Source organism: Hydrogenophaga sp., assembly GCF_036675665.1.
Classification (GTDB): Bacteria; Pseudomonadota; Gammaproteobacteria; order Burkholderiales; family Burkholderiaceae_C; genus Hydrogenophaga.
Map to the genome: position 1 here is coordinate 1 of NZ_JAKFEO010000015.1, position 17,974 is coordinate 17,974.

The following is a 17,974-nucleotide window of genomic DNA, read 5'->3' on the forward strand; positions in this document are numbered from 1 at the left end:
GTGCATGCCGATGTTGCGCGTCATGCCTTCGAGCTTCTGCGCCAGCTCGATCAGGGTCTTGACGTCGTCTTCCTTCTGGATGCGCTCGGCCAGCACCGGCTCCATCTCGATCGCGTAGTTGTTCTTGTCGCCCTCCTTCTTCGGGTTGGGTGGGTACTGCAGCGTGACCGACATGCCTGGCTTGTTCGGGATCAGCTTGGAGATGCCGTCGCAGAAGCCGTAGGAGAAATCGAGCACCCGGCCCACGTCGCGAATCGCCGCGCGCGCGGCCAGCGTGCCGAAGGTGGCGATCTGGCTCACCGCGTCCTTGCCGTACTTGTCCTTGACGTAGTCGATCACGCGGTCGCGGTTGGTCTGGCAGAAGTCGATGTCGAAGTCGGGCATGGACACCCGCTCCGGGTTCAGGAAACGCTCGAACAGCAGCTTGTATTGCAGCGGATCGAGGTCGGTGATCTTGAGCGCGTACGCCACCAGCGAACCGGCGCCCGAACCCCGGCCCGGGCCGACCGGGCAGCCGTTTTTCTTGGCCCAGTTGATGAAGTCGCCCACGATCAGGAAGTAGCCCGGGAACCCCATGTTCAGGATCGTGTTGATCTCGAACTCCAGGCGCTCCACGTAGCGCGGGCGCTCGGCTTCGCGCCTGATCGGGTCGGGGTACAGGTGCGCCAGGCGTTCCTCAAGCCCTTCAAACGACGACTGGCGGAAGAAGTCCGCCATCGGCATGGGCACACCATCGATCAATGGCGTGGGGAAGTTGGGCAGTTGCGGCTTGCCCAGCACCAGCGTGAGGTTGCAGCGCTTGGCGATCTCCAGCGTGTTGGCCAGCGCCGAGGGCACATCGGCGAACAGCGCCTGCATCTGCGCCGCGCTCTTGAAATACTGCTCATGCGTGAAGCGGCGCACGCGCCGGTTGTTGCCGAGGATCTCGCCTTCGGCAATGCACACGCGCGCCTCGTGCGCCTCGTAGCCGTCGGGCTCCAGAAACTGCACCGGGTGCGTGGCCACCACCGGCAGGTGCAGGCGTGCGGCCAGCTGCACCGCCTGCGTCACGTGGCGCTCGTCATCGGCGCGACCCGCGCGCTGCAGCTCCAGATAGAAGCGGTGCGTGAACATCGTGGAGAGTTGCAGCGCCATGTCGGTGGCGCGCTGGGTGTCACCCTGCATCAGCGCCTGACCCACCGGGCCAGACTGCGCGCCCGACAGCATGATCAAGCCCGCATTGCATTCCTGCAGCCAGTCGCGGTGCACCAGCGCCTGGCCCCGGCCCTCGTTGCGCGTCCAGGCGCGGGCCAGCAACTCGCTCAGGTTCAGATAACCCTGGTGGTCCTGCACCAGCAGCAGCACGCGGGGTGCTGCGGGCTGGTGGCTGCCGGGCATGGCGCCGGGCGTCTCTTCGGTGAAGCCTTGCAGCATCACCTCGGCGCCGATGATGGGCTTGACGCCCACGCCGCGCGCGGCCTTGTAGAACTTGACCGCGCCGAACAGGTTGCTCAGGTCGGTGATGGCCAGCGCGGGTTGGCTGTCGGCGGCCGCGGCGGCCACGACTTCATCAATGCGGTTGGTGCCGTCGACGACGGAGAATTCGGTGTGCAGGCGCAGGTGTAGAAACATGCGTCCATTTTAGGAGGCGCACCGGCTCCCTTCGCTCAGTTCGACGGAGGTATCTCGTCTTTGAGGATGCTCAGCACCTCGGAGCGGAACTCGCGGCTGTAGAGAATGGCGACGACCGCCAGTGTGGCCACCACCATGGCCACCGGCGAGACGAACCAGGCCAGCGCAGCAAACGAAAAGTAGTAAGCCCGCAGCCCGTCGTTGAAGGTCTCGGCTGCCGCACCCACCATGGCCGCGGCGCGCTCGGCGTAAGCACGCCGGTCGTATTTTCCGGCTTCGAAATCCTCAGCCGGCGGCATGGCGCCGATCACCAAGGCCACGAAGGTGTATTGCCGCATGCACCAGGAGAAACGGAAGAAGGCGTACACGAAGATGGACACCATGACCAGAATCTTGAACTCGAAGACGATCAAGGTGGTGGTCTGCGCGAAGGGGATCTCACTCATCAGCTCGGTCGCCTTGTCGGTCGTGCCCAGCAGGGCGAACAGACCACCGATGACCAGGATGGAGGTGGACGAGAAAAAGGCCGGCGTGTTGGACAGCGTCTGGGTGATCAGGCCGTCGAGCATGCGCGGGTCGCGCGCGGTGGTCTGCGTCATCCAGTAGCCGCGGTAACGGTTGGTGGTTTCGATGAGCGAGCCCATCCGACGTCCCCAGACCCGGGCAAACCAGGCGTAGCCCGTCCACAACGCAAAAAAGCAGATCAGCGCGAGCCAGTCTGCCCAGGGAATGAGGCTGAGAATCTTCATGTGCCGGATGTTACCTTTGCGTTTGGCGTCACGATCAGGTCACAGCCGGTGGCAACAATGGGGCTGGCGCTGTCGCCACGACCCTCCATCACCATGAAACACCCTTTGTCCCGGCGCCATCTGATTGCCGGCGCAGGCTCTGCGCTGGCTTCCTTGTCCTTCCCCACGGTCTGGGCTCAGGCCTGGCCACTGCGCCCGATCCGCATCGTCGTGCCCTTCGCGCCCGGGGCGGGCACGGACGCCGTGGGCCGCCTGGTGGCCGAAAAGCTCGCGGAGTTGCTGCCCGCCACCGTGGTGGTGGAAAACCGCGTGGGTGCCTCGGGCGCCATCGGTGCACAGGCGGTGGCGCACAGCGCGCCCGATGGGCACACCCTGCTGCTGGTTGCCGCGCCCTTCACCACCGTCCCGGCCGCGCTGCCGGGCGCCGGCTACGAGCCTTTGGCGCAGTTCACGCCGGTGGGCATGATCGCCACCGGTCCACTGGTGTGGGCCGCCAACAAGGACCTGCCTGCCCGCACACTGGCCGAGGTGGTGCAGCTGGCTCACGCCAGGCCCGGCTTCTACAACTACGGCTCGGCCGGTGCCGGTGGCATCAACCACCTGGTGCTGGAGCTGCTCAAGGTGCGCACAGGCGCGTTCATCACGCACATCCCTTACCGCGGCATCGCACCCGCCGTGCTGGACATGATGGGTGGGCAGATTCACCTGGTCACAGGCACGGTACCGGCACTGGCACCATTCATCCGCGACGGGCGCATCAAGGCGCTGGCGGTCACGTCGGATCGGCGCACACCGGCCTTGCCGGACGTGCCCAGCATGGTGGAAGCGGGACAGGCCGGATTCAACGTTCTCAACTACTTCGGACTGGTGGCCCCGCACGGCACGCCGCCCGAGGTGGTGGGCCGGCTGAACGCTGCCATCGCGCGTCTGGTCACGCTGCCGGAGGTGAAGGCGAGGTTTTCGCTGGATGCGCTGGAACCCGCTGCCGGCACGCCAGCCGACCTGGGCCGTTTTCTGGCGGCTGACCTCCAGTCATGGCTGCAGGTGGTGGCTCGCCAGAAACTGCAGGTCGCCGCGAGTTGAAACTCGCCGCGACCTGCTCGAGGGATTCGATCAGCCCTTGAACTTCGCCGCCACGGACGCCACGCGCTCGCCGAACAAGCGGGCTGTTTCCAGGTCGCCAGGCAGCATCTCGTTGGCACCAGCGTCCGACGGGCTCTGCGCGATGGCGCCGCTGTAGCTCACCAGGTAGTTGACATCGTTGCGCTGGGCGCCCTTGGTGTTGCTCGGCATCAGGCCCTGGCTCACCCAGATCATGCCGTGCTGCATGGCCAGGGTGAACAAGGTGTTCAAAGTGTTCAGCTTGTCGCCGTTCATGCCGGCGCTGTTGGTGAAGCCGGCTGCGATCTTGTCTTTCCATTGCTGGGAAAACCAGGGTTTGCTGGAGGCGTCGGCGAACTTCTTGAACTGCCAGCTCACGCTGCCCATGTAGGTGGGCGAGCCCATGATGATGGCGTCGGCTGCATCGAGCGTTTCCCAGCCGCCGTCGGGCAGGTTGCCGTCGGCGTCGATCGCGATGAGTTCGGCGTTGGCGCCCTGGGCCACCGCTTGCGCCATGCGCTGGGTGTGACCGTAGCCAGAGTGATAAACCACAACAACTTTGGACATGACTTGTCTTTCTGAAAAAGACGCGGCGCCTGGGCGCCGCGATGGACAAACGAAGTGAAAAGGAACCGGTGCTCAGGCCTTGCGGCGAGCGTCCACGCTGAAGGCACTCGCACCGAAGGCCGCGAAGGCCAGCAGGCCACCCGTGATGGCGATGTTCTTGAAGAACATCAGCTGCTGCATCATCTGCTGCTCGGCCGGCAGGGACCAATAGGCGTGGAAGAAGAAGCTGGCCACCAGCGTGAACACCGCGAGCGCGAGTGCAGCGTAGCGGGTGCGGAAACCGATCAGCAACGCCAGGCCACCGAAGAGTTCGATCACGAGCGCGATGGCCACACCCACGGTGGGCAAAGGCAATCCCATGGCCGTGGCGTAGCCCACGGTGCCGGTGAAACCGGCAATCTTGCCGAAGCCGGCCGGCACGAACATCAGGGCCAACAGGATGCGGCCGATCAGGGCCAGGGGATTTTGCAGAGCGTTCATGAAGATTCCTTGAAAAAACAAAGGTTGAGGGTTGAGGGGAAAAGTGTTCAGGCCGCGAGATCGAACACCAGCACTTCGGCGTCCTTTCCTCGGGAAAGTTCCAGATGGCTCTCGCCGGCAAGCACCGCAGCATCACCGCCTTCCAGCCGTTGGCCGTTCACATCGAGCGCGCCACGCACCAGATGCACATAGGCTTTGCGTGTCGGGTTCAGCGCCAGCTCGGCGGTCTCGGCGCCATCCAGCAAACCAGCGTACATGGAAGCATCGGCGTGAATCGTCACGGAGCCTTCGGCCCCGTCCTTGGACGCGACCAGGCGCAGTTGGCCACGCTTCTGATCCTCGGCAAAACTCTTCTGCTCGTAGCCCGGCTCGATGCCCTTCACGTTGGGTTCGATCCAGATCTGCAGGAAGTGCGTGGTGCTGTTGGGCGCGTGATTGAACTCGCTGTGGCGCACGCCGCTGCCCGCGCTCATGCGCTGCACGTCGCCGGGCGGAATGCCCTTGACGTTGCCCATGCTGTCCTTGTGCGCCAGGTTGCCCTGCAGCACGTAGCTGATGATTTCCATGTCGCGGTGGCCGTGCGTGCCGAAGCCGGTGCCCGGGGCAATGCGGTCTTCGTTGATCACACGCAGGTTGCCCCAGCCCATCCAGGCCGGATCGAAGTAGTCGGCGAACGAGAACGAGTGAAAGCTCTTGAGCCAGCCGTGGTCGGCAAAACCGCGTGCTTCGGAGCGTCGAATCTGGAGCATGGTGAGTCCCTTTCCGTCTGGGAGTGGTGCCATTGAAACCGGATGGATCTCGCTGGCATGGAATGGATTGTGGGAGCACGCATGCTCATTGAGACTGCACGGATTTGATGGCATCATTCAAATAATTTGAACCATCGACCTCCATAACCATGGCCACCTCCACACCCCGCGCCGCCTTGTCGCCCGAAAACCTGGGCCTGCTGGAGGCGGTGGCACGCCTGGGCAGCATGGCCGCCGCCGCCCGCGAAGTGGGCATGGTGCCCAGCGCCCTGACCTACCGCATCCGCCAGGTCGAGGACGCGCTCGACGTGCTGCTGTTCGACCGCAGCGCGCGCCGTGCCGTGCTCACGCCCGCGGGCGCCGAACTGCTGCGCTCGGGCCAGCACCTGCTGAACGAACTCGATGCGGTGGCGCAGCGCGTCAAGCGCGTGGCCACCGGCTGGGAGCCGCAGTTCACCATCGCGGCCGACGCGATCATCGCGCGCGCCACGCTGTTCGAGCTCTGCGAGGCCTTTTACGCCGAAGGCGCGCCCACGCGGCTGAAGCTGCGGGCCGAAACACTGTCGGGTACGGTGGAAGCCTTGCAGATGGGCCAGGCCGATCTGGCCCTCGGCGTGCCCACCGACCTCTCGCTGCCCGAGATCCAGTCAGCGCCGCTGGGCCCCATCACTTTTGTGTTTGCGGTAGCGCCCCACCACGCATTGGCGGGGGTAAGCCACAGTCTGTGCGACGAAGAACTGCGCGAACACCGCGCCGTGGCGGTGGCCGACAGCGCGCAGCGTGGGCGCGGCGTCACCCACAACCTGTTGCCCGGGCAGGATGTGCTGACCGTGCCCACCATGCAGCACAAACTGGACGCCCAGTTGCGTGGCCTGGGGGGCGGCTTCCTGCCACTGCCGTTGGCACAGCCCTTCATTGCCGCCGGGCGGCTGGTCGTGAAAAACGTGCAGCGACCCGACCGCAGCCTGCGCGTGGCCTATGCCTGGCGCCTGCCACGCACCGCGAACGACACGGGTCGCGCACTGCGCTGGTGGCTCGATCATCTGCAAAGCCCACAGACGCGCGCCGCGCTGCTCAACAATCACCACCAGATGTGACCCCCCGAAGCGCCTGAGGCGCCTCCCCCCAGGGGGCAACACCTGCGGCCTGGCAAAGCCAGTTCCGCGGTGTTCTGGAAGGGTGGCCTCTCGCGCGCCGCGGTTCGCGTGAAAGCAAGGAAGATGGGGGGAGCAACTGCTACAGTCAACAGCACTCCACCCAGCCCGACCAAGCGTCATCAGAAAGCGCCCAGAGACATGACCACATCCCCCAAGACCCGCGCCTCCAGAGGTTCTGTCCCCAAAGCCAAGGCCACCCGGTCGGTGGGTCTGCACGTCGCCGTGGTGGGCGCCGGCATGGCGGGCGTGGTGTGCGCGCGCACGCTGGTGCAGGCCGGTCACAAGGTCTCGCTGTTCGAAAAAAGCCGCGGCCTGGGAGGGCGCATGTCGACCCGGCGCACCGAGTTCGGCGGTTTTGACCACGGCTCGCAGTACTTCACCGTGCGCGACGCGCGCTTCGAGACCGCGCTGCGCAGCAACGCCACCTCGGTGGTGCGTCCCTGGAGCGCCAGCACCGTGCGCGTGCTCGACGAATTCGGCCACGTGCTGGCCAGCGCGCCACCCCCCACCGAGCCTCATTTCGTGGCCTCGCCCGGCATGAACGCCCTGGTGAACCTGTGGGCCCAGCCGCTGGCCGCCACCACGCTGCTCGACACCTGTGTGACCCAGATCGAACGCGATGCGCTTCACCCCGGACAGTGGCAACTGCGCACCGAAGACAGCGCCGGTGGTCAACAGGTCGTGGGGGGTTTCGACCGCGTGGTGCTGGCCATGCCGCATCCGCAGGTGCACGACCTGCTGCGCGCCTCGGGCCTGGCGCCCGAACTGCGCCAGGCACTGGCGCCCGTGCATGTGGCCCCCTGCTGGACGCTGATGGTGGCGTACCCGCAGGCCATGCAGCCCGGCCTGCCCCACCTGGGTCCACAGTGGAACGCCGCGCGCAGCACGCACCACCGCATCAGCTGGCTGGCGCGCGAATCGAGCAAGCCCGGGCGCGACCCGATCGAGCGCTGGACCATCCAGGCCAGCCCGACCTGGTCCACCAAACACCTCGAAGACGACGCCGAGCGCGTGAAGGCCAAGCTGCTCAAGGGCTTCGCTGAAATCACCGGCATCCGCGCCACGCCCACCTTTGCCGTGGCGCACCGCTGGCGATTCGCCCAGACGCAAACCCCGCTGGGCAAAAGCCACCTGTTCGACAAGGCACTGGGCATCGGCGCCTGTGGCGACTGGTGCCTGGGCCATCGCGTCGAGGACGCGTTTGTCTCCGGGCTCGAAATGGCGTTGGAAATCGCCTGAACCCATTCCCCCGTTCGGGCTGAGCCTGTCGAAGCCCTCCCCAAGATGGCTGCGTACAGAGGTCGTTTCGCCCCCTCCCCCACCGGCCCGCTGCATGCGGGCTCGCTCGTGGCAGCGCTTGCCAGCTGGCTCGACGCCCGCGCCCACGGCGGCGCCTGGCTGGTGCGCATCGAAGATGTGGACACGCCGCGCTGCCTGCCCGGCATGGATCAGGTCATCCTGCGCCAGCTCGCCCGCTGTGGGCTGGTGAGCGACGAACCCGTGGTCTGGCAATCGCGGCGCGGCGACGCGTACCAGCAGGCGCTGGACCACCTCGTGCAGCAAGGCCACGCCTACCCGTGTGGCTGCTCGCGCAAGGACATCGAGGCCGCCCTGCAAACGCAAGGCAGGGGCCGCGAGCGCCATCACATCGCCGTCTACCCTGGCACCTGCCGACCCGAGCGCGGCGGCCTGCAGGGCAAGCCCGCGCGCGCCTGGCGGTTTTCCATTCCCCAGACAGCACATGTGAATTGGAGCGACCGCCGCCTGGGCCCCCAGACCCAGAACGTCACCACCGAGGTCGGCGACTTCATCCTGAAACGCGCCGACGGCCTCTGGGCCTACCAGCTCGCGGTGGTGGTGGACGACGCCGCACAAGGCATCACCCACGTGGTGCGCGGCCAAGACCTCGCCGACAACACCGCGCGCCAGATCCTGTTGCAGCGCGCGCTCGGCCTGCCCACGCCGGCCTACCTGCACACACCCCTGGTGCTGGGTGACAACGGCGAAAAGCTCAGCAAGCAGAACGGCGCGCAGCCGCTGGACCTGAGCGATCCCATCACGGCCCTCTGCCAAGCCGCAAACGTGCTGGGGTTGCACAGCACCAACGCCCGTCCGGCGCTGGCCCTCGACAGCTGGACATCTGTGTGGGATGAGCAGTGGATTCAACGAAAAGGGGGCGCCGCATAGCGCGGAGCCCCCCCTTGGGAAAACGGCCGGCACCGCAAGGATGGAGTGCCGCCCCGACTTTCGACTACATCGCAATCTGCTTGAATTTCGGATCGCGGACAACGTCCTCGATCAGCTTCTGAACCGCAGGACCCAGAGCCTGCGCGACTTCCTGACACGCCTTGTCCGCAACAAAACTACCCGAAAATCCAAAGACCGATTTGATGCTGAAGCTCTCCTTGCGCGCGTTCGACACCACCAACGTGAACAGCCACTTGCCGTCCGTGATGCCTGAGCTGAAGTCCACTTCCTCAAGCTTGCCGGAAACGACCATCGATGATGCTGGGTCATACGCGCCCGCGAGCTTGAGCTCGTCTATGAACGCCTTCTCGATGTAGCTCTCGAAACTGGGTGACACCGTGACCGGGCCGGCTGCGCGGCAGGTGATGGAGGCCAATCCCGGTTTCGAGGACTCGAATTTCGCCACGGCGACCGGTTTGATGTTGAGGAACTTGATGGATTCCACATTCTTGACCGACGCCCCATATGGAGACGCGTTGTAGGCACAACCGGACAACATCGCTACGGTGGCGAGCATGGCCAGGGACACAATTTTCATGAATGACTTTCTGGTTGTTGGCAAAGCAAAACTCCTCGGTGAGACCGCCTATCGGTCTCACCCCCCACGGTTGCCCGCCTTTGCTTTGATGCCAGTCAGGCCACTTGGCTCTGCGCCCAAAGCACGCACCTTCCCCATGCAGGACGGGCAACTGCCGCGCAGTCTATCCGAGCCGCGGCTCGCAGAAGGGGGCAAGCCAACCCTCTCTCCTACAATCTGGCACCCTCAAACCGCCAACATGACCGATCCTCGACACGCGCAACCGCGCATTCCCCTGAGCGAAGTGCCCTACGTGCGGCAAGTGAAAAGCTATGTGCTGCGCGCGGGCCGCACCACGGTCGGGCAGGCCAAAGCCTACGAACTCTATGCCCCACGCTGGCTGCTGAACTACGCGCCAGGCCCCTTCGACGCCACCGCCGCCTTTGGCCGCAGCGCGCCGCTGATCATGGAAATCGGCTTCGGCATGGGGGGCGCCACCGCGCACATCGCCGCCGTGCGACCCGAAGACAACTTCCTGTGTTGCGAGGTCCACGAGCCCGGCGTCGGCGCGCTGCTCAAGCTCGCGGGTGAACAGCATCTGGACAACATCCGCATCCTGCGTCACGACGCGGTGGAAGTGCTCGACCACATGCTCGGTGAGTCGAGCCTGGACGGCGTGCACATCTTCTTTCCCGACCCCTGGCACAAGAGCCGCCACCACAAGCGCCGCCTGATCCAGGGGCCGTTCGTGAACCGGCTCGCGCGCCACCTCAAGCCCGGTGGCTACCTGCACCTGGCCACCGACTGGGAGCCCTACGCCCACCAGATGCTCGAGGTGCTGAGCGCCGAACCGCTGCTGCAGAACACCGCCGAGGCCGGCGCCAACGGCTTCGTGCCACAACCCGGCTACCGACCGCTCACCAAGTTCGAAAACCGGGGCCTGAAGCTCGGCCACGGCGTGTGGGACCTGGTGTTCCGCCGGGCCTGACACCCAGCGCCTGAGGCCCGTCCACCTCCACCGTGGCACGCCCGCCGAAAAGTCCGCACATCCCGGCACGCCACGGCGTGTCCGCCAGCTGCGTGGCGCTGCCACACACCAAGGTGGCGCCCTGGCCGTTGTTGCTGGACTACCTGGCCGAGCGCCTGAACGTGGTGGATCGCGCGGCCTGGGCCGAGCGGCTCTCGCGCGGCGAGGTGCTGGACGACGCCGGCCAGCCGCTGCCACCGGACGCACCATTCCAGCCCGGTGCGCGCATCCACTACTACCGCCACCTCGACGACGAGCCCACCATCCCGTTCGAAGAGACGGTGCTGTTCCAGGACGCGCATTTGCTCGTGGCCGACAAGCCGCATTTTTTGCCGGTCACGCCCGGTGGGCGCTACGTGCAGCAAAGCCTGCTGGTGCGTTTGAAACGCCGCACCGGCATCGACACACTGAGCCCCATCCACCGCATCGACCGCGAGACCGCAGGCCTGGTGCTCTTCAGCGTGCGAGCGCAAGACCGCAACGCGTACCAGGCGCTGTTTCGGGACCGCGCGGTGCACAAGACCTACGAGGCCATCGCGCCCCACCGCCCGGACTTGAGCTTTCCACTCACGCGGCGCAGCCGCATCGAAGAAGAGAGCGAGCGCTTTTTCCGAATGGTCGAAGCCGAGGGCGAGCCCAACAGCGAAACGCGGATCGAACCAACCGAGGTGCGCGGCGCCTGGGCGCGCTACACGCTCTCACCCGTGACCGGCAAGCGGCACCAGCTGCGCGTGCACATGAACGCACTCGGCGCCCCCATCGCAGGTGACCAGTTCTACCCGCAGGTGCTGCGCGGGCCGGACGACACCGAGGACTTTGCCGAGCCGCTGCGCCTGCTGGCGCGCGGCATCGCGTTCACCGATCCGGTGACCGGGAGGGATCGGCACTTCGAGAGCGGGCGGGTGTTGGCGTGGCCCGTGGACTGAGGCTCACAAGTCGCCCAGGATCGATGAGGCGCGCAACCATGCCATTGCGTCGGGGTCGTGTTTCCTGCGCTCTTCAGTCGCGACAGTAGCCTTCACCGGCCCGAACCGTCAGGCAGTTGGACCGCTCGCTCAACCACTTCATGCCTGTGTCAGCACCGTTCGTGGCGCGCAGAGATTCTTTCACGCCGTTGCGTTCAAACTCGATCCGATCGCCTGCGGCCTGGCCTGGGAAGGTGCGAGGGCCGTCCAGGTTCTGGATGGTCACGTCGTACCGGCCGTTGCCGCCGGCGAGTTGCAGAAATGTGCCCTCGGGCCCATCCCATTTTCCCAGCCACTGGTCGGTGGCGGGCGCAGAGCTCGAACCCGCAGGACTCGCCGCGCTGACCGGTGCGGGTGACGAGCTCTGGTCTTTGCAGCCCGCGACGAGCAAGGCCAGTGCGGCGAATGCCAGCACCCCCCAACGAGTGGTCCTCGTGGGCAGGTTGGCCTGGGCCATTTGAATTTCTCTGGTCATCACGGCTTCCTGAGATTGAGACGAATCGGCCCAGCTTACCCCGCCAGCAAACCCGCCAGCAAACGGCTCACATGCACCGCCTCGCGCTGCGCGCCGTCGTGGATCTGGTGGCGGCAGCTGGTGCCGTCGGCCACCACGATCGCGTCGGGCTGGGCGCGCACGGCGGGCAGCAGGTTGAGCTCGGCCATCTGCATCGACACACCGTGGTGCGAGGCTTCATAGCCGAAGCTGCCGGCCATGCCGCAGCAGCTGCTCTCGATCAGTTGCGGCTGGGCGCCGGGAATCCAGCGCAGCACTTCCATGATGGGTGAGACCGCGTCAAACGCCTTCTGGTGGCAGTGACCGTGCAGCAGCACCGGCTGGTCCACCGGCTGGAGCATGGCCTTCAACCCGTCCAGGCGCCCGGCCTTCGCTTCGCGCGCCAGGAACTCCTCAAACAGCAGGGCGTGTTCGGCAATGTGCTGCGGCGCCAAGCCCAGGCCCATCACCAGCATCTCGTCGCGCAGCGTGAGCAGGCACGACGGCTCCAGCCCCACGATGGCAATGCCTTTGTGCGCAAACGGCAGCAGGCTCTGCACCACCTCGCGTGCTTTCTCGCGCGCCTGCTCCACCATGCCGCTGGCGAGATAGGTGCGCCCGCAACACAGGTGTTTGCCGTCGTCTTTGGTCTTGGTCGCCACGTGCACGGTATAGCCCGCCGCCTGCAACACCCGCACGGCCGCGTGTGCGTTTTCCGATTCGAAGTAGCCATTGAAGGTGTCGACGAAGAGCACCACGCCGCGCTCCGCGGCCAGCACTTCGTCGCGCGTCGCCGTCTTGCGTGGTGTGTTGAAAAAATGCCGGGTGTGCCATGGCGGCAGGCTGCGCCGGGCCGAGATGCCGAGCCATTTTTCGGTCAGCGATGCGAGCAGCGGCACGCGGTTGCGCAGGTTGAGCACCGGCGCCAGCCGCGCGGCCCAGGGAGCGTAGTCGGGCAACTGCGCGACCATGCGGTCCTTGAGCGTGTGGCCGTGTTTCGCCTTGTAGTGCTGCAGGAACTCGACCTTCATCCTCGCCATGTCCACGCCGGTGGGGCAGTCGCGCTTGCAGCCCTTGCAGCCCACACAAAGGTCCATGGCTTCGCGCACCACCTCGCTGGTGAGCGCGTCGTTGCCCGACAGGCCCGGGATCTGCCCGCTGAGCGCCAGGCGCAAGGTGTTGGCGCGGCCACGCGTGAGATGCTGTTCGTCGCGGGTCACGCGGTAGCTCGGGCACATGGTGCCGGCGTCGAACTTGCGGCAATGGCCGTTGTTGTTGCACATCTCCACCGCCTTGGCCAGGCCGCGCGCCGGGTCTTCACCGGTGCCGGGCGCGGTGGTCACTTCGGTCACCGGGTCGGCCTGCACGTCCCAGGCGCTCCAGTCGAGCACGGGTGTGATGGGCACCACCTTGTAGCTGGGCGGGAAGCGCATCAGCCGTGTGTCGTCCATCCTGGGCGGGTCGATGATGCGGTTGGGCGAAAACAGCCGGGTGGGATCGAGGTGGTCCTTGATGCGGGCAAACGCGTCGTTGATGCGTGGGCCGAACTGCCATTCGATCCATTCGCCGCGGCACAGACCGTCGCCGTGTTCACCGCTGTAGGCGCCTTTGTATTGGCGCACCAGTTCGCTGGCCTCTTCGGCGATCGCGCGCATCTTGCTCGCGCCTTCGCGGCGCATGTCGAGGATGGGGCGCACGTGCAGGGTGCCCACCGAAGCGTGGGCGTACCAGGTGCCCCGGCTGCCGTGTTTGTGGAACACCTGCGTGAGCGCATCGGTGTACTCGGCCAGGTGCACCAGGGGCACGGCACAGTCTTCGATGAAGCTCACCGGCTTGCCGTCGCCGCGCAGGCTCATCATGATGTTCAGGCCCGCCTTGCGCACTTCCCAGAGGTTCTTCTGCGGCGCGTCGTCCACCATCTCCACCACGCTGCCGGGCAGGCCCAGGTCGCCCATCAGTTCCACGAGCTCGCGGATCTTGTGGGCGATGTCGGCCTTGCTGGGGCCGCTGAATTCCACCAGCAGCACGGCCTCGGGCTTGCCGCCGTTGATGTGCGGCGAGAGCGCGGTGCGGATGGTGGACGCAAACGCCGGGTTCTGCAGCGAGAGCTCGATCATGGTGCGGTCGACCAGCTCCACCGCGGTGAGCTGGCCCACGGCCATGCCCTCGCCCAGCTTGACGATGTGCTGCGCGCTGTCCATCGCCTGGAAGAAGCTGGGGAAGTTCACCACGCCGAGCACCTTGGCACGCGGCAGTTCGCGCAACTGCAGCTTGAGCGATCGCGTGAGTGCCAGCGTGCCTTCGCTGCCGATCAGCAGGTGCGACAGGTTCACCGAGCCGTCGTGCGTGTACGGCTTTTCGTTCTGGTTGCGGAAGATGTCGAGGTTGTAGCCGGCCACGCGGCGCAGCACCTTGGGCCAGCGCGCGTCGATCTCGTCGGCGTGCTCCATGGCGAGGTCGCGCACGAAGTCGCCGATGGCCCTGGCTTGCGGACTCGCGGTGGCGTGGTCACCGAAGTCGACCAGGCTGCCATCGGCCAGCCAGGCCTGCGCGCCCAGCACGTTGTGCACCATGTTGCCGTAGGCCACCGAGCGGCTGCCGCAGGAGTTGTTGCCGGCCATGCCGCCCAGCGTGGCCTGCGCGCTGGTGGACACGTCCACCGGGTACCACAGGCCGTGCGGTTTGAGCTGCGCGTTGAGGTGGTCCAGCACCAGGCCGGGCTCCACCGTGGCGGTGCGGGCCTGCACGTTCACGTCGAGCACGCGTCGCACGTGCTTGCTGTGGTCGATCACCAGGCCCGCGCCCACGGTCTGGCCACACTGGCTGGTGCCGCCGCCGCGCGGCACGATGGGCACGGCCAGATCGCGGCAGATGTCGAGCGCCACGCGCACGTCGTCCGCATCGCGTGGCACGAACACGCCCACCGGCATCTGCTGGTAGATCGAGGCGTCGGTGGCGTAGCGGCCGCGGTCGGCGGGGCTGAACAACACTTCGCCCTGGGTTTGCTGTGTCAGGCGTCGGGCCAGCTGGCCGGCCACCTCGTTGCTGGTCTGGGCCACACGCTCGTACACCGCATCGGCGTTCTCCCGCGTCACGTCCAGGGGCAAGGGCGCGTTCATTCAGTGCCTCCCTGGCGCTGCAGCGTCTGCGCCTCCTGCGAACGCAGCTGCTCCATGACCACGTCGCGCTTGTTGTTGAGGTGGGTCGTGAGCACGCTGGCCAGCGCCACGCCATCGCGGGCTTCCAGCGCCTGGATCATGGCTTCGTGCTCCTTCACCGCGCGGCTCCACTTCTCACCGTCCTGGTTGGAGCGGAAGCGCAGCGCCTGCAGGCGCGCATTGACCTGGTTGTAGGTGCTGGTGAGCACCGGGTTGCGGGCCGCTGCGTTGATGGCACGGTGGATCGCGGCATTGAGCGGGTAGTAGGCCGAGAGATCGCGCCGCGTGTACGCGGCCAGCATCTCGTAGTGCATGGCCTTGATCTCGACGAGCTCGGCGTCGGTCACGCGCTGCGCGGCCAGCTGTCCGGAAGCCGCTTCCAGCCCGGCCATCACTTCAAAGGTGTTGTGCACGTCGGCTTCGGTCAGCTGCACCGCCACCGCGCCGCGATTCGGCACCAGCTCCACCAGGCCCTCGGCGGCCAGGGTCTTGATGGCTTCGCGCAGCGGGGTGCGCGAGACCTTGAGCTGTTCGCACAGTTCGCGCTCGTTGAGCTTGGCGCCCGGGGCAATCTGCCCCTCGACCAGCATCTGGCGCAAACGGTGGGTGGCCTGCTCGTGCAAGGCCGCGGGAGGAATGGAAAAGATCTGGGCCGTCATGTTTTGTATTCAAAAAAGTCGCCTTGTTTGCCGCATTTTAGGGCTGATCCGGTTGACAGATTGATTTTGTATGCAAAAAATGGGTCTGTCATCCACCCATCATTTGCCATGCTGATCACCGACTCCCACCCCACCGGCCGCCATTTCCTGCAGATTCCCGGCCCCTCGCCCGTGCCCGACCGCGTGCTGCGCGCCATGAGCCTGCCCACCATCGACCACCGTGGCCCCGAGTTCGGCGTGCTGGGCCTGAAGGTCCTGGCGGACATGCAGAAGATCTTCCAGACCCAACACCCGGTGATGATTTACCCGGCCTCGGGCACCGGCGCCTGGGAGGCCGCGCTGGCCAACACCCTGAGCCCGGGCGACCACGTGCTGATGTACGAGACCGGCCACTTCGCCTTCCTGTGGAACAAGCTGGCCAACCGCCTGGGTCTCAAGGCCGAGGTGCTGGCATTGAGCGGCACCGACAACGGCGTGCCCGCGAGCTGGCGCCACGGCGTGCAGGCCGATCTGATCGAGGAGCGCCTGAAGGCCGATGCCGGCCACAGCATCAAAGCGGTGTGCGTGGTGCACAACGAAACCTCCACCGGCGTGACGAGCAACATCGCGGCCGTGCGCAAGGCCATCGACGCGGCCAGGCACCCGGCCCTGCTGCTGGTGGACACCATCTCGGGCCTGGCCAGCGCCGAATACCGCCACGACGAATGGGGCGTGGACGTCTCCATCAGCGGCTCGCAGAAAGGGCTGATGCTGCCGCCCGGCATCAGCTTCAACGCCCTTTCGCCCAAGGCGATCGAAGCCAGCAAGACCGCCAGGCTGCCCAAGGCCTTCTGGGCCTGGGACGAGATGATCGAGATGAACAAGACCGGCTACTGGCCGTCGACCCCCAACACCAACCTGCTCTATGGGCTGAGCGAAGCGGCCGACACGATCCTGGGCCAGGGCCTGGACGTGGTGTTCGCGCGCCACCAGCGCTGGGCCAGCGGCGTGCGCGCTGCGGTGCAGAGCTGGGGTCTGCCGATCCAGTGCGCCGAGAGCGGTGTGCACTCGCCCATCCTCACCGGCGTGATGACGCCCGAAGGCGTGGACGCGGACGCGGTGCGCAAGATCATCTACGAGCGCTTCGACTGCTCGCTGGGCACCGGCCTGGGCAAGATCAAGGGCCGCATGTTCCGCATCGGCCACCTGGGCGACACCAACGACCTCACGCTGATCGCCGCCGTGGCGGGCTGCGAGATGGGCCTCAAGCTCGCCGGCGTGAAGCTCGCCGGCTCGGGCGTGCAGGCACTCATGGACCACTTCAGCAGCCACCCTGGTGGCTTGCTCAAGGCCTGACACCACCCACCGTTTCCGTGCACCGTCTCGTCCGTGGACGGCGCACGCTTTTCAGCGGACATCAACGACAAGGAGACAGACATGCCGACACAAACCTTCAAGTTCCCGACTTTCAGCGGCCCGATGCGCAAGGTGGCTGCGGCCGCACTGCTGGGCGCCACCGCCCTGCTCGGCGCCAACCTGGCCCATGCGCAGGTGGAGATCAAGCTCGGCCACGTGGGGGGCCCGGGTTCGCTCTTCGAGCGTTCGGCCAACGAGTTCGCGCGCCTGGCCAACGAGCGCCTGGGCAGCAAAGGCAAGGTCATGGTGTTCGGCTCCAGCCAGCTCGGCGGTGACTCCGAAATGATGCAGAAGCTTCGTCTGGGCACACTGGAGCTGTCGATTCCGTCGACCATCATGTCGTCCAATGTGCCGGCCTTCGGCATGTTCGAGATGCCCTATCTCGTGAAGAACCGCGATCACATGAAAAAGATCGAGTCGGACATCCTGCGCCCCACCATGCTGCCCATGGCCGAGGAAAAGGGCTTCAAGATTCTGGGCGTCTGGGAGAACGGTTTTCGCCACATCACCAGCAACGTCAAGCCCATCGTCAAGCCCGAAGACTTGAAGGGCATGCGCCTGCGTGTGCCACCCGGCGTGTGGCGCGTGAAGATGTTCCAGGCCTACGGCGCGAACCCCTCGCCCATGGCCCTGTCCGAGGTGTTCGTGGCATTGCAGACCGGTGTGATGGACGGCCAGGAAAACCCGCTCACGCAGATCTACTCGTCCAAGTTCCAGGAAGTGCAGAAGTTCATGTCGATGACGGGCCACGTGTACACGCCCGCTTTCCTCACGGCGGGCACACGCAAGTTCGCCTCGCTGCCGGCCGACGTGCGCGAGATTCTGGAGAAGACCGCGCAGGACGTGCAGCCCTTCGTCTACAAGACCGCGGCCCAACTCGACGGTGAGCTGGTCGACAAGATCAAGGCCGCTGGCACCAAGGTGAACGAAGCCGACAAGAACGCCTTCATCGCCGCGAGCAAGGCGGTCTATGAGGAGTTCGGGAAAGAAGTGCCCGGCGGTGCCGATCTGGTGAACAAGGCCGTCGCACTCGGCGCCGCCTTCTAAGGCCGCCCTGCACACACGCGCCGGGACTGGCAAGCGCCAGTGCCCGACGCGT

Annotated in this window: 17 protein-coding genes; 8 read left to right on the top strand and 9 right to left on the bottom strand. The window is 66.1% G+C overall.

Annotated elements, in window-relative coordinates; translation table 11 throughout:
* A partial coding sequence (gene dnaE / locus V6M63_RS08015; protein ID WP_332741062.1) for a DNA polymerase III subunit alpha occupies nt 1-1,611 on the bottom strand: 1,611 nt, incomplete at its 3' end.
* 35 nt (nt 1,612-1,646) lie between these two features.
* Nucleotides 1,647-2,360 carry a DUF599 domain-containing protein gene (locus V6M63_RS08020; RefSeq protein WP_332741063.1) on the bottom strand — a complete coding sequence of 238 codons (714 nt, stop codon included), beginning with the start codon at nt 2,358-2,360 and terminating at the stop codon, nt 1,647-1,649.
* Nucleotides 2,361-2,453: 93 nt separating this feature from the next.
* On the opposite strand from V6M63_RS08020, the gene V6M63_RS08025 reads away from it, so the two are divergent.
* On the top strand, nt 2,454-3,443 hold the full coding sequence (locus V6M63_RS08025) for a Bug family tripartite tricarboxylate transporter substrate binding protein (RefSeq protein WP_332741064.1): 990 nt from the start codon (nt 2,454-2,456) through the stop codon (nt 3,441-3,443).
* Between the two features lie 30 nt (nt 3,444-3,473).
* On the opposite strand, the gene V6M63_RS08030 is transcribed toward V6M63_RS08025, so the two are convergent.
* The 3 genes from V6M63_RS08030 to V6M63_RS08040 all read right to left on the bottom strand — a co-directional run bounded on the left by V6M63_RS08030 (nt 3,474) and on the right by V6M63_RS08040 (nt 5,257).
* The gene (locus tag V6M63_RS08030; RefSeq protein WP_332741065.1) at nt 3,474-4,028 is read right to left on the bottom strand and encodes a flavodoxin family protein; all 555 of its coding nucleotides are present in this window, start codon (nt 4,026-4,028) and stop codon (nt 3,474-3,476) included.
* A gap of 72 nt (nt 4,029-4,100) precedes the next feature.
* Nucleotides 4,101-4,508 (bottom strand): DoxX family protein, encoded by a 408-nt coding sequence (locus V6M63_RS08035; RefSeq protein ID WP_332741066.1) that lies wholly within the window; start codon nt 4,506-4,508, stop codon nt 4,101-4,103.
* A 47-nt stretch (nt 4,509-4,555) separates the two neighbouring features.
* Entirely contained in the window at nt 4,556-5,257 is a 702-nt protein-coding gene (locus V6M63_RS08040; RefSeq protein ID WP_332741067.1) for a pirin family protein, read from the bottom strand.
* A 149-nt stretch (nt 5,258-5,406) separates the two neighbouring features.
* Between V6M63_RS08040 and V6M63_RS08045 the strand changes: the two genes are divergently transcribed.
* The 3 genes from V6M63_RS08045 (at nt 5,407) to gluQRS (ending at nt 8,601) form a co-directional block, all read left to right on the top strand.
* Entirely contained in the window at nt 5,407-6,354 is a 948-nt protein-coding gene (locus tag V6M63_RS08045) for a LysR family transcriptional regulator (RefSeq protein ID WP_332741068.1), read from the top strand.
* Between the two features lie 198 nt (nt 6,355-6,552).
* Nucleotides 6,553-7,653 carry an NAD(P)/FAD-dependent oxidoreductase gene (locus V6M63_RS08050; RefSeq protein ID WP_332741069.1) on the top strand — a complete coding sequence of 367 codons (1,101 nt, stop codon included), beginning with the start codon at nt 6,553-6,555 and terminating at the stop codon, nt 7,651-7,653.
* Nucleotides 7,654-7,698: 45 nt separating this feature from the next.
* Nucleotides 7,699-8,601, top strand: coding sequence for a tRNA glutamyl-Q(34) synthetase GluQRS (gene gluQRS, locus V6M63_RS08055; protein WP_332741070.1), 903 nt, complete (start codon nt 7,699-7,701; stop codon nt 8,599-8,601).
* Between the two features lie 64 nt (nt 8,602-8,665).
* On the opposite strand, the gene V6M63_RS08060 is transcribed toward gluQRS, so the two are convergent.
* Entirely contained in the window at nt 8,666-9,199 is a 534-nt protein-coding gene (locus V6M63_RS08060) for a hypothetical protein (protein WP_332741071.1), read from the bottom strand.
* Between the two features lie 238 nt (nt 9,200-9,437).
* Here V6M63_RS08060 and trmB point away from each other — a divergent pair, with 238 nt between their 5' ends.
* Together trmB and V6M63_RS08070 are read left to right on the top strand one after the other, a co-directional pair.
* Nucleotides 9,438-10,166: a tRNA (guanosine(46)-N7)-methyltransferase TrmB gene (gene trmB / locus V6M63_RS08065; protein ID WP_332741072.1), complete on the top strand. Its 729-nt coding sequence runs from the start codon at nt 9,438-9,440 to the stop codon at nt 10,164-10,166.
* Between the two features lie 32 nt (nt 10,167-10,198).
* A complete protein-coding gene (locus V6M63_RS08070; RefSeq protein WP_332741073.1) occupies nt 10,199-11,131 on the top strand; it encodes a pseudouridine synthase in 933 nt (310 codons plus the stop codon).
* 73 nt (nt 11,132-11,204) lie between these two features.
* Here V6M63_RS08070 and V6M63_RS08075 read toward each other — a convergent pair whose 3' ends face one another.
* The 3 genes from V6M63_RS08075 to V6M63_RS08085 are packed head-to-tail and all read right to left on the bottom strand — an operon-like array spanning nt 11,205 to nt 15,480.
* Entirely contained in the window at nt 11,205-11,627 is a 423-nt protein-coding gene (locus tag V6M63_RS08075) for a hypothetical protein (protein WP_332741074.1), read from the bottom strand.
* A gap of 53 nt (nt 11,628-11,680) precedes the next feature.
* Nucleotides 11,681-14,782: an FAD-binding and (Fe-S)-binding domain-containing protein gene (locus tag V6M63_RS08080; protein WP_332741075.1), complete on the bottom strand. Its 3,102-nt coding sequence runs from the start codon at nt 14,780-14,782 to the stop codon at nt 11,681-11,683.
* Entirely contained in the window at nt 14,779-15,480 is a 702-nt protein-coding gene (locus V6M63_RS08085; RefSeq protein ID WP_332741076.1) for a GntR family transcriptional regulator, read from the bottom strand. The genes V6M63_RS08080 and V6M63_RS08085 overlap by 4 nt, the downstream gene beginning before the upstream one ends.
* 108 nt (nt 15,481-15,588) lie before the next feature.
* Between V6M63_RS08085 and V6M63_RS08090 the strand changes: the two genes are divergently transcribed.
* Together V6M63_RS08090 and V6M63_RS08095 are read left to right on the top strand one after the other, a co-directional pair.
* Nucleotides 15,589-16,815 (top strand): pyridoxal-phosphate-dependent aminotransferase family protein, encoded by a 1,227-nt coding sequence (locus tag V6M63_RS08090; RefSeq protein ID WP_332741077.1) that lies wholly within the window; start codon nt 15,589-15,591, stop codon nt 16,813-16,815.
* Between the two features lie 81 nt (nt 16,816-16,896).
* A complete protein-coding gene (locus V6M63_RS08095) occupies nt 16,897-17,922 on the top strand; it encodes a TRAP transporter substrate-binding protein (protein WP_332741078.1) in 1,026 nt (341 codons plus the stop codon).
* The last annotated feature ends 52 nt before the right edge of the window (nt 17,923-17,974 follow it).

What these genes read in the sequence shown, in the direction of transcription:
- V6M63_RS08020 (WP_332741063.1), bottom strand. Translation starts at nt 2,360, where the DNA reads ATGAAGATTCTCAGCCTCATTCCCTGGGCAGACTGGCTCGCGCTGATC.
- V6M63_RS08025 (WP_332741064.1), top strand. Translation starts at nt 2,454, where the DNA reads ATGAAACACCCTTTGTCCCGGCGCCATCTGATTGCCGGCGCAGGCTCT.
- V6M63_RS08030 (WP_332741065.1), bottom strand. Translation starts at nt 4,028, where the DNA reads ATGTCCAAAGTTGTTGTGGTTTATCACTCTGGCTACGGTCACACCCAG.
- V6M63_RS08035 (WP_332741066.1), bottom strand. Translation starts at nt 4,508, where the DNA reads ATGAACGCTCTGCAAAATCCCCTGGCCCTGATCGGCCGCATCCTGTTG.
- V6M63_RS08040 (WP_332741067.1), bottom strand. Translation starts at nt 5,257, where the DNA reads ATGCTCCAGATTCGACGCTCCGAAGCACGCGGTTTTGCCGACCACGGC.
- V6M63_RS08045 (WP_332741068.1), top strand. Translation starts at nt 5,407, where the DNA reads ATGGCCACCTCCACACCCCGCGCCGCCTTGTCGCCCGAAAACCTGGGC.
- V6M63_RS08050 (WP_332741069.1), top strand. Translation starts at nt 6,553, where the DNA reads ATGACCACATCCCCCAAGACCCGCGCCTCCAGAGGTTCTGTCCCCAAA.
- gluQRS (WP_332741070.1), top strand. Translation starts at nt 7,699, where the DNA reads ATGGCTGCGTACAGAGGTCGTTTCGCCCCCTCCCCCACCGGCCCGCTG.
- V6M63_RS08060 (WP_332741071.1), bottom strand. Translation starts at nt 9,199, where the DNA reads ATGAAAATTGTGTCCCTGGCCATGCTCGCCACCGTAGCGATGTTGTCC.
- trmB (WP_332741072.1), top strand. Translation starts at nt 9,438, where the DNA reads ATGACCGATCCTCGACACGCGCAACCGCGCATTCCCCTGAGCGAAGTG.
- V6M63_RS08075 (WP_332741074.1), bottom strand. Translation starts at nt 11,627, where the DNA reads ATGGCCCAGGCCAACCTGCCCACGAGGACCACTCGTTGGGGGGTGCTG.
- V6M63_RS08080 (WP_332741075.1), bottom strand. Translation starts at nt 14,782, where the DNA reads ATGAACGCGCCCTTGCCCCTGGACGTGACGCGGGAGAACGCCGATGCG.
- V6M63_RS08085 (WP_332741076.1), bottom strand. Translation starts at nt 15,480, where the DNA reads ATGACGGCCCAGATCTTTTCCATTCCTCCCGCGGCCTTGCACGAGCAG.
- V6M63_RS08090 (WP_332741077.1), top strand. Translation starts at nt 15,589, where the DNA reads ATGCTGATCACCGACTCCCACCCCACCGGCCGCCATTTCCTGCAGATT.
- V6M63_RS08095 (WP_332741078.1), top strand. Translation starts at nt 16,897, where the DNA reads ATGCCGACACAAACCTTCAAGTTCCCGACTTTCAGCGGCCCGATGCGC.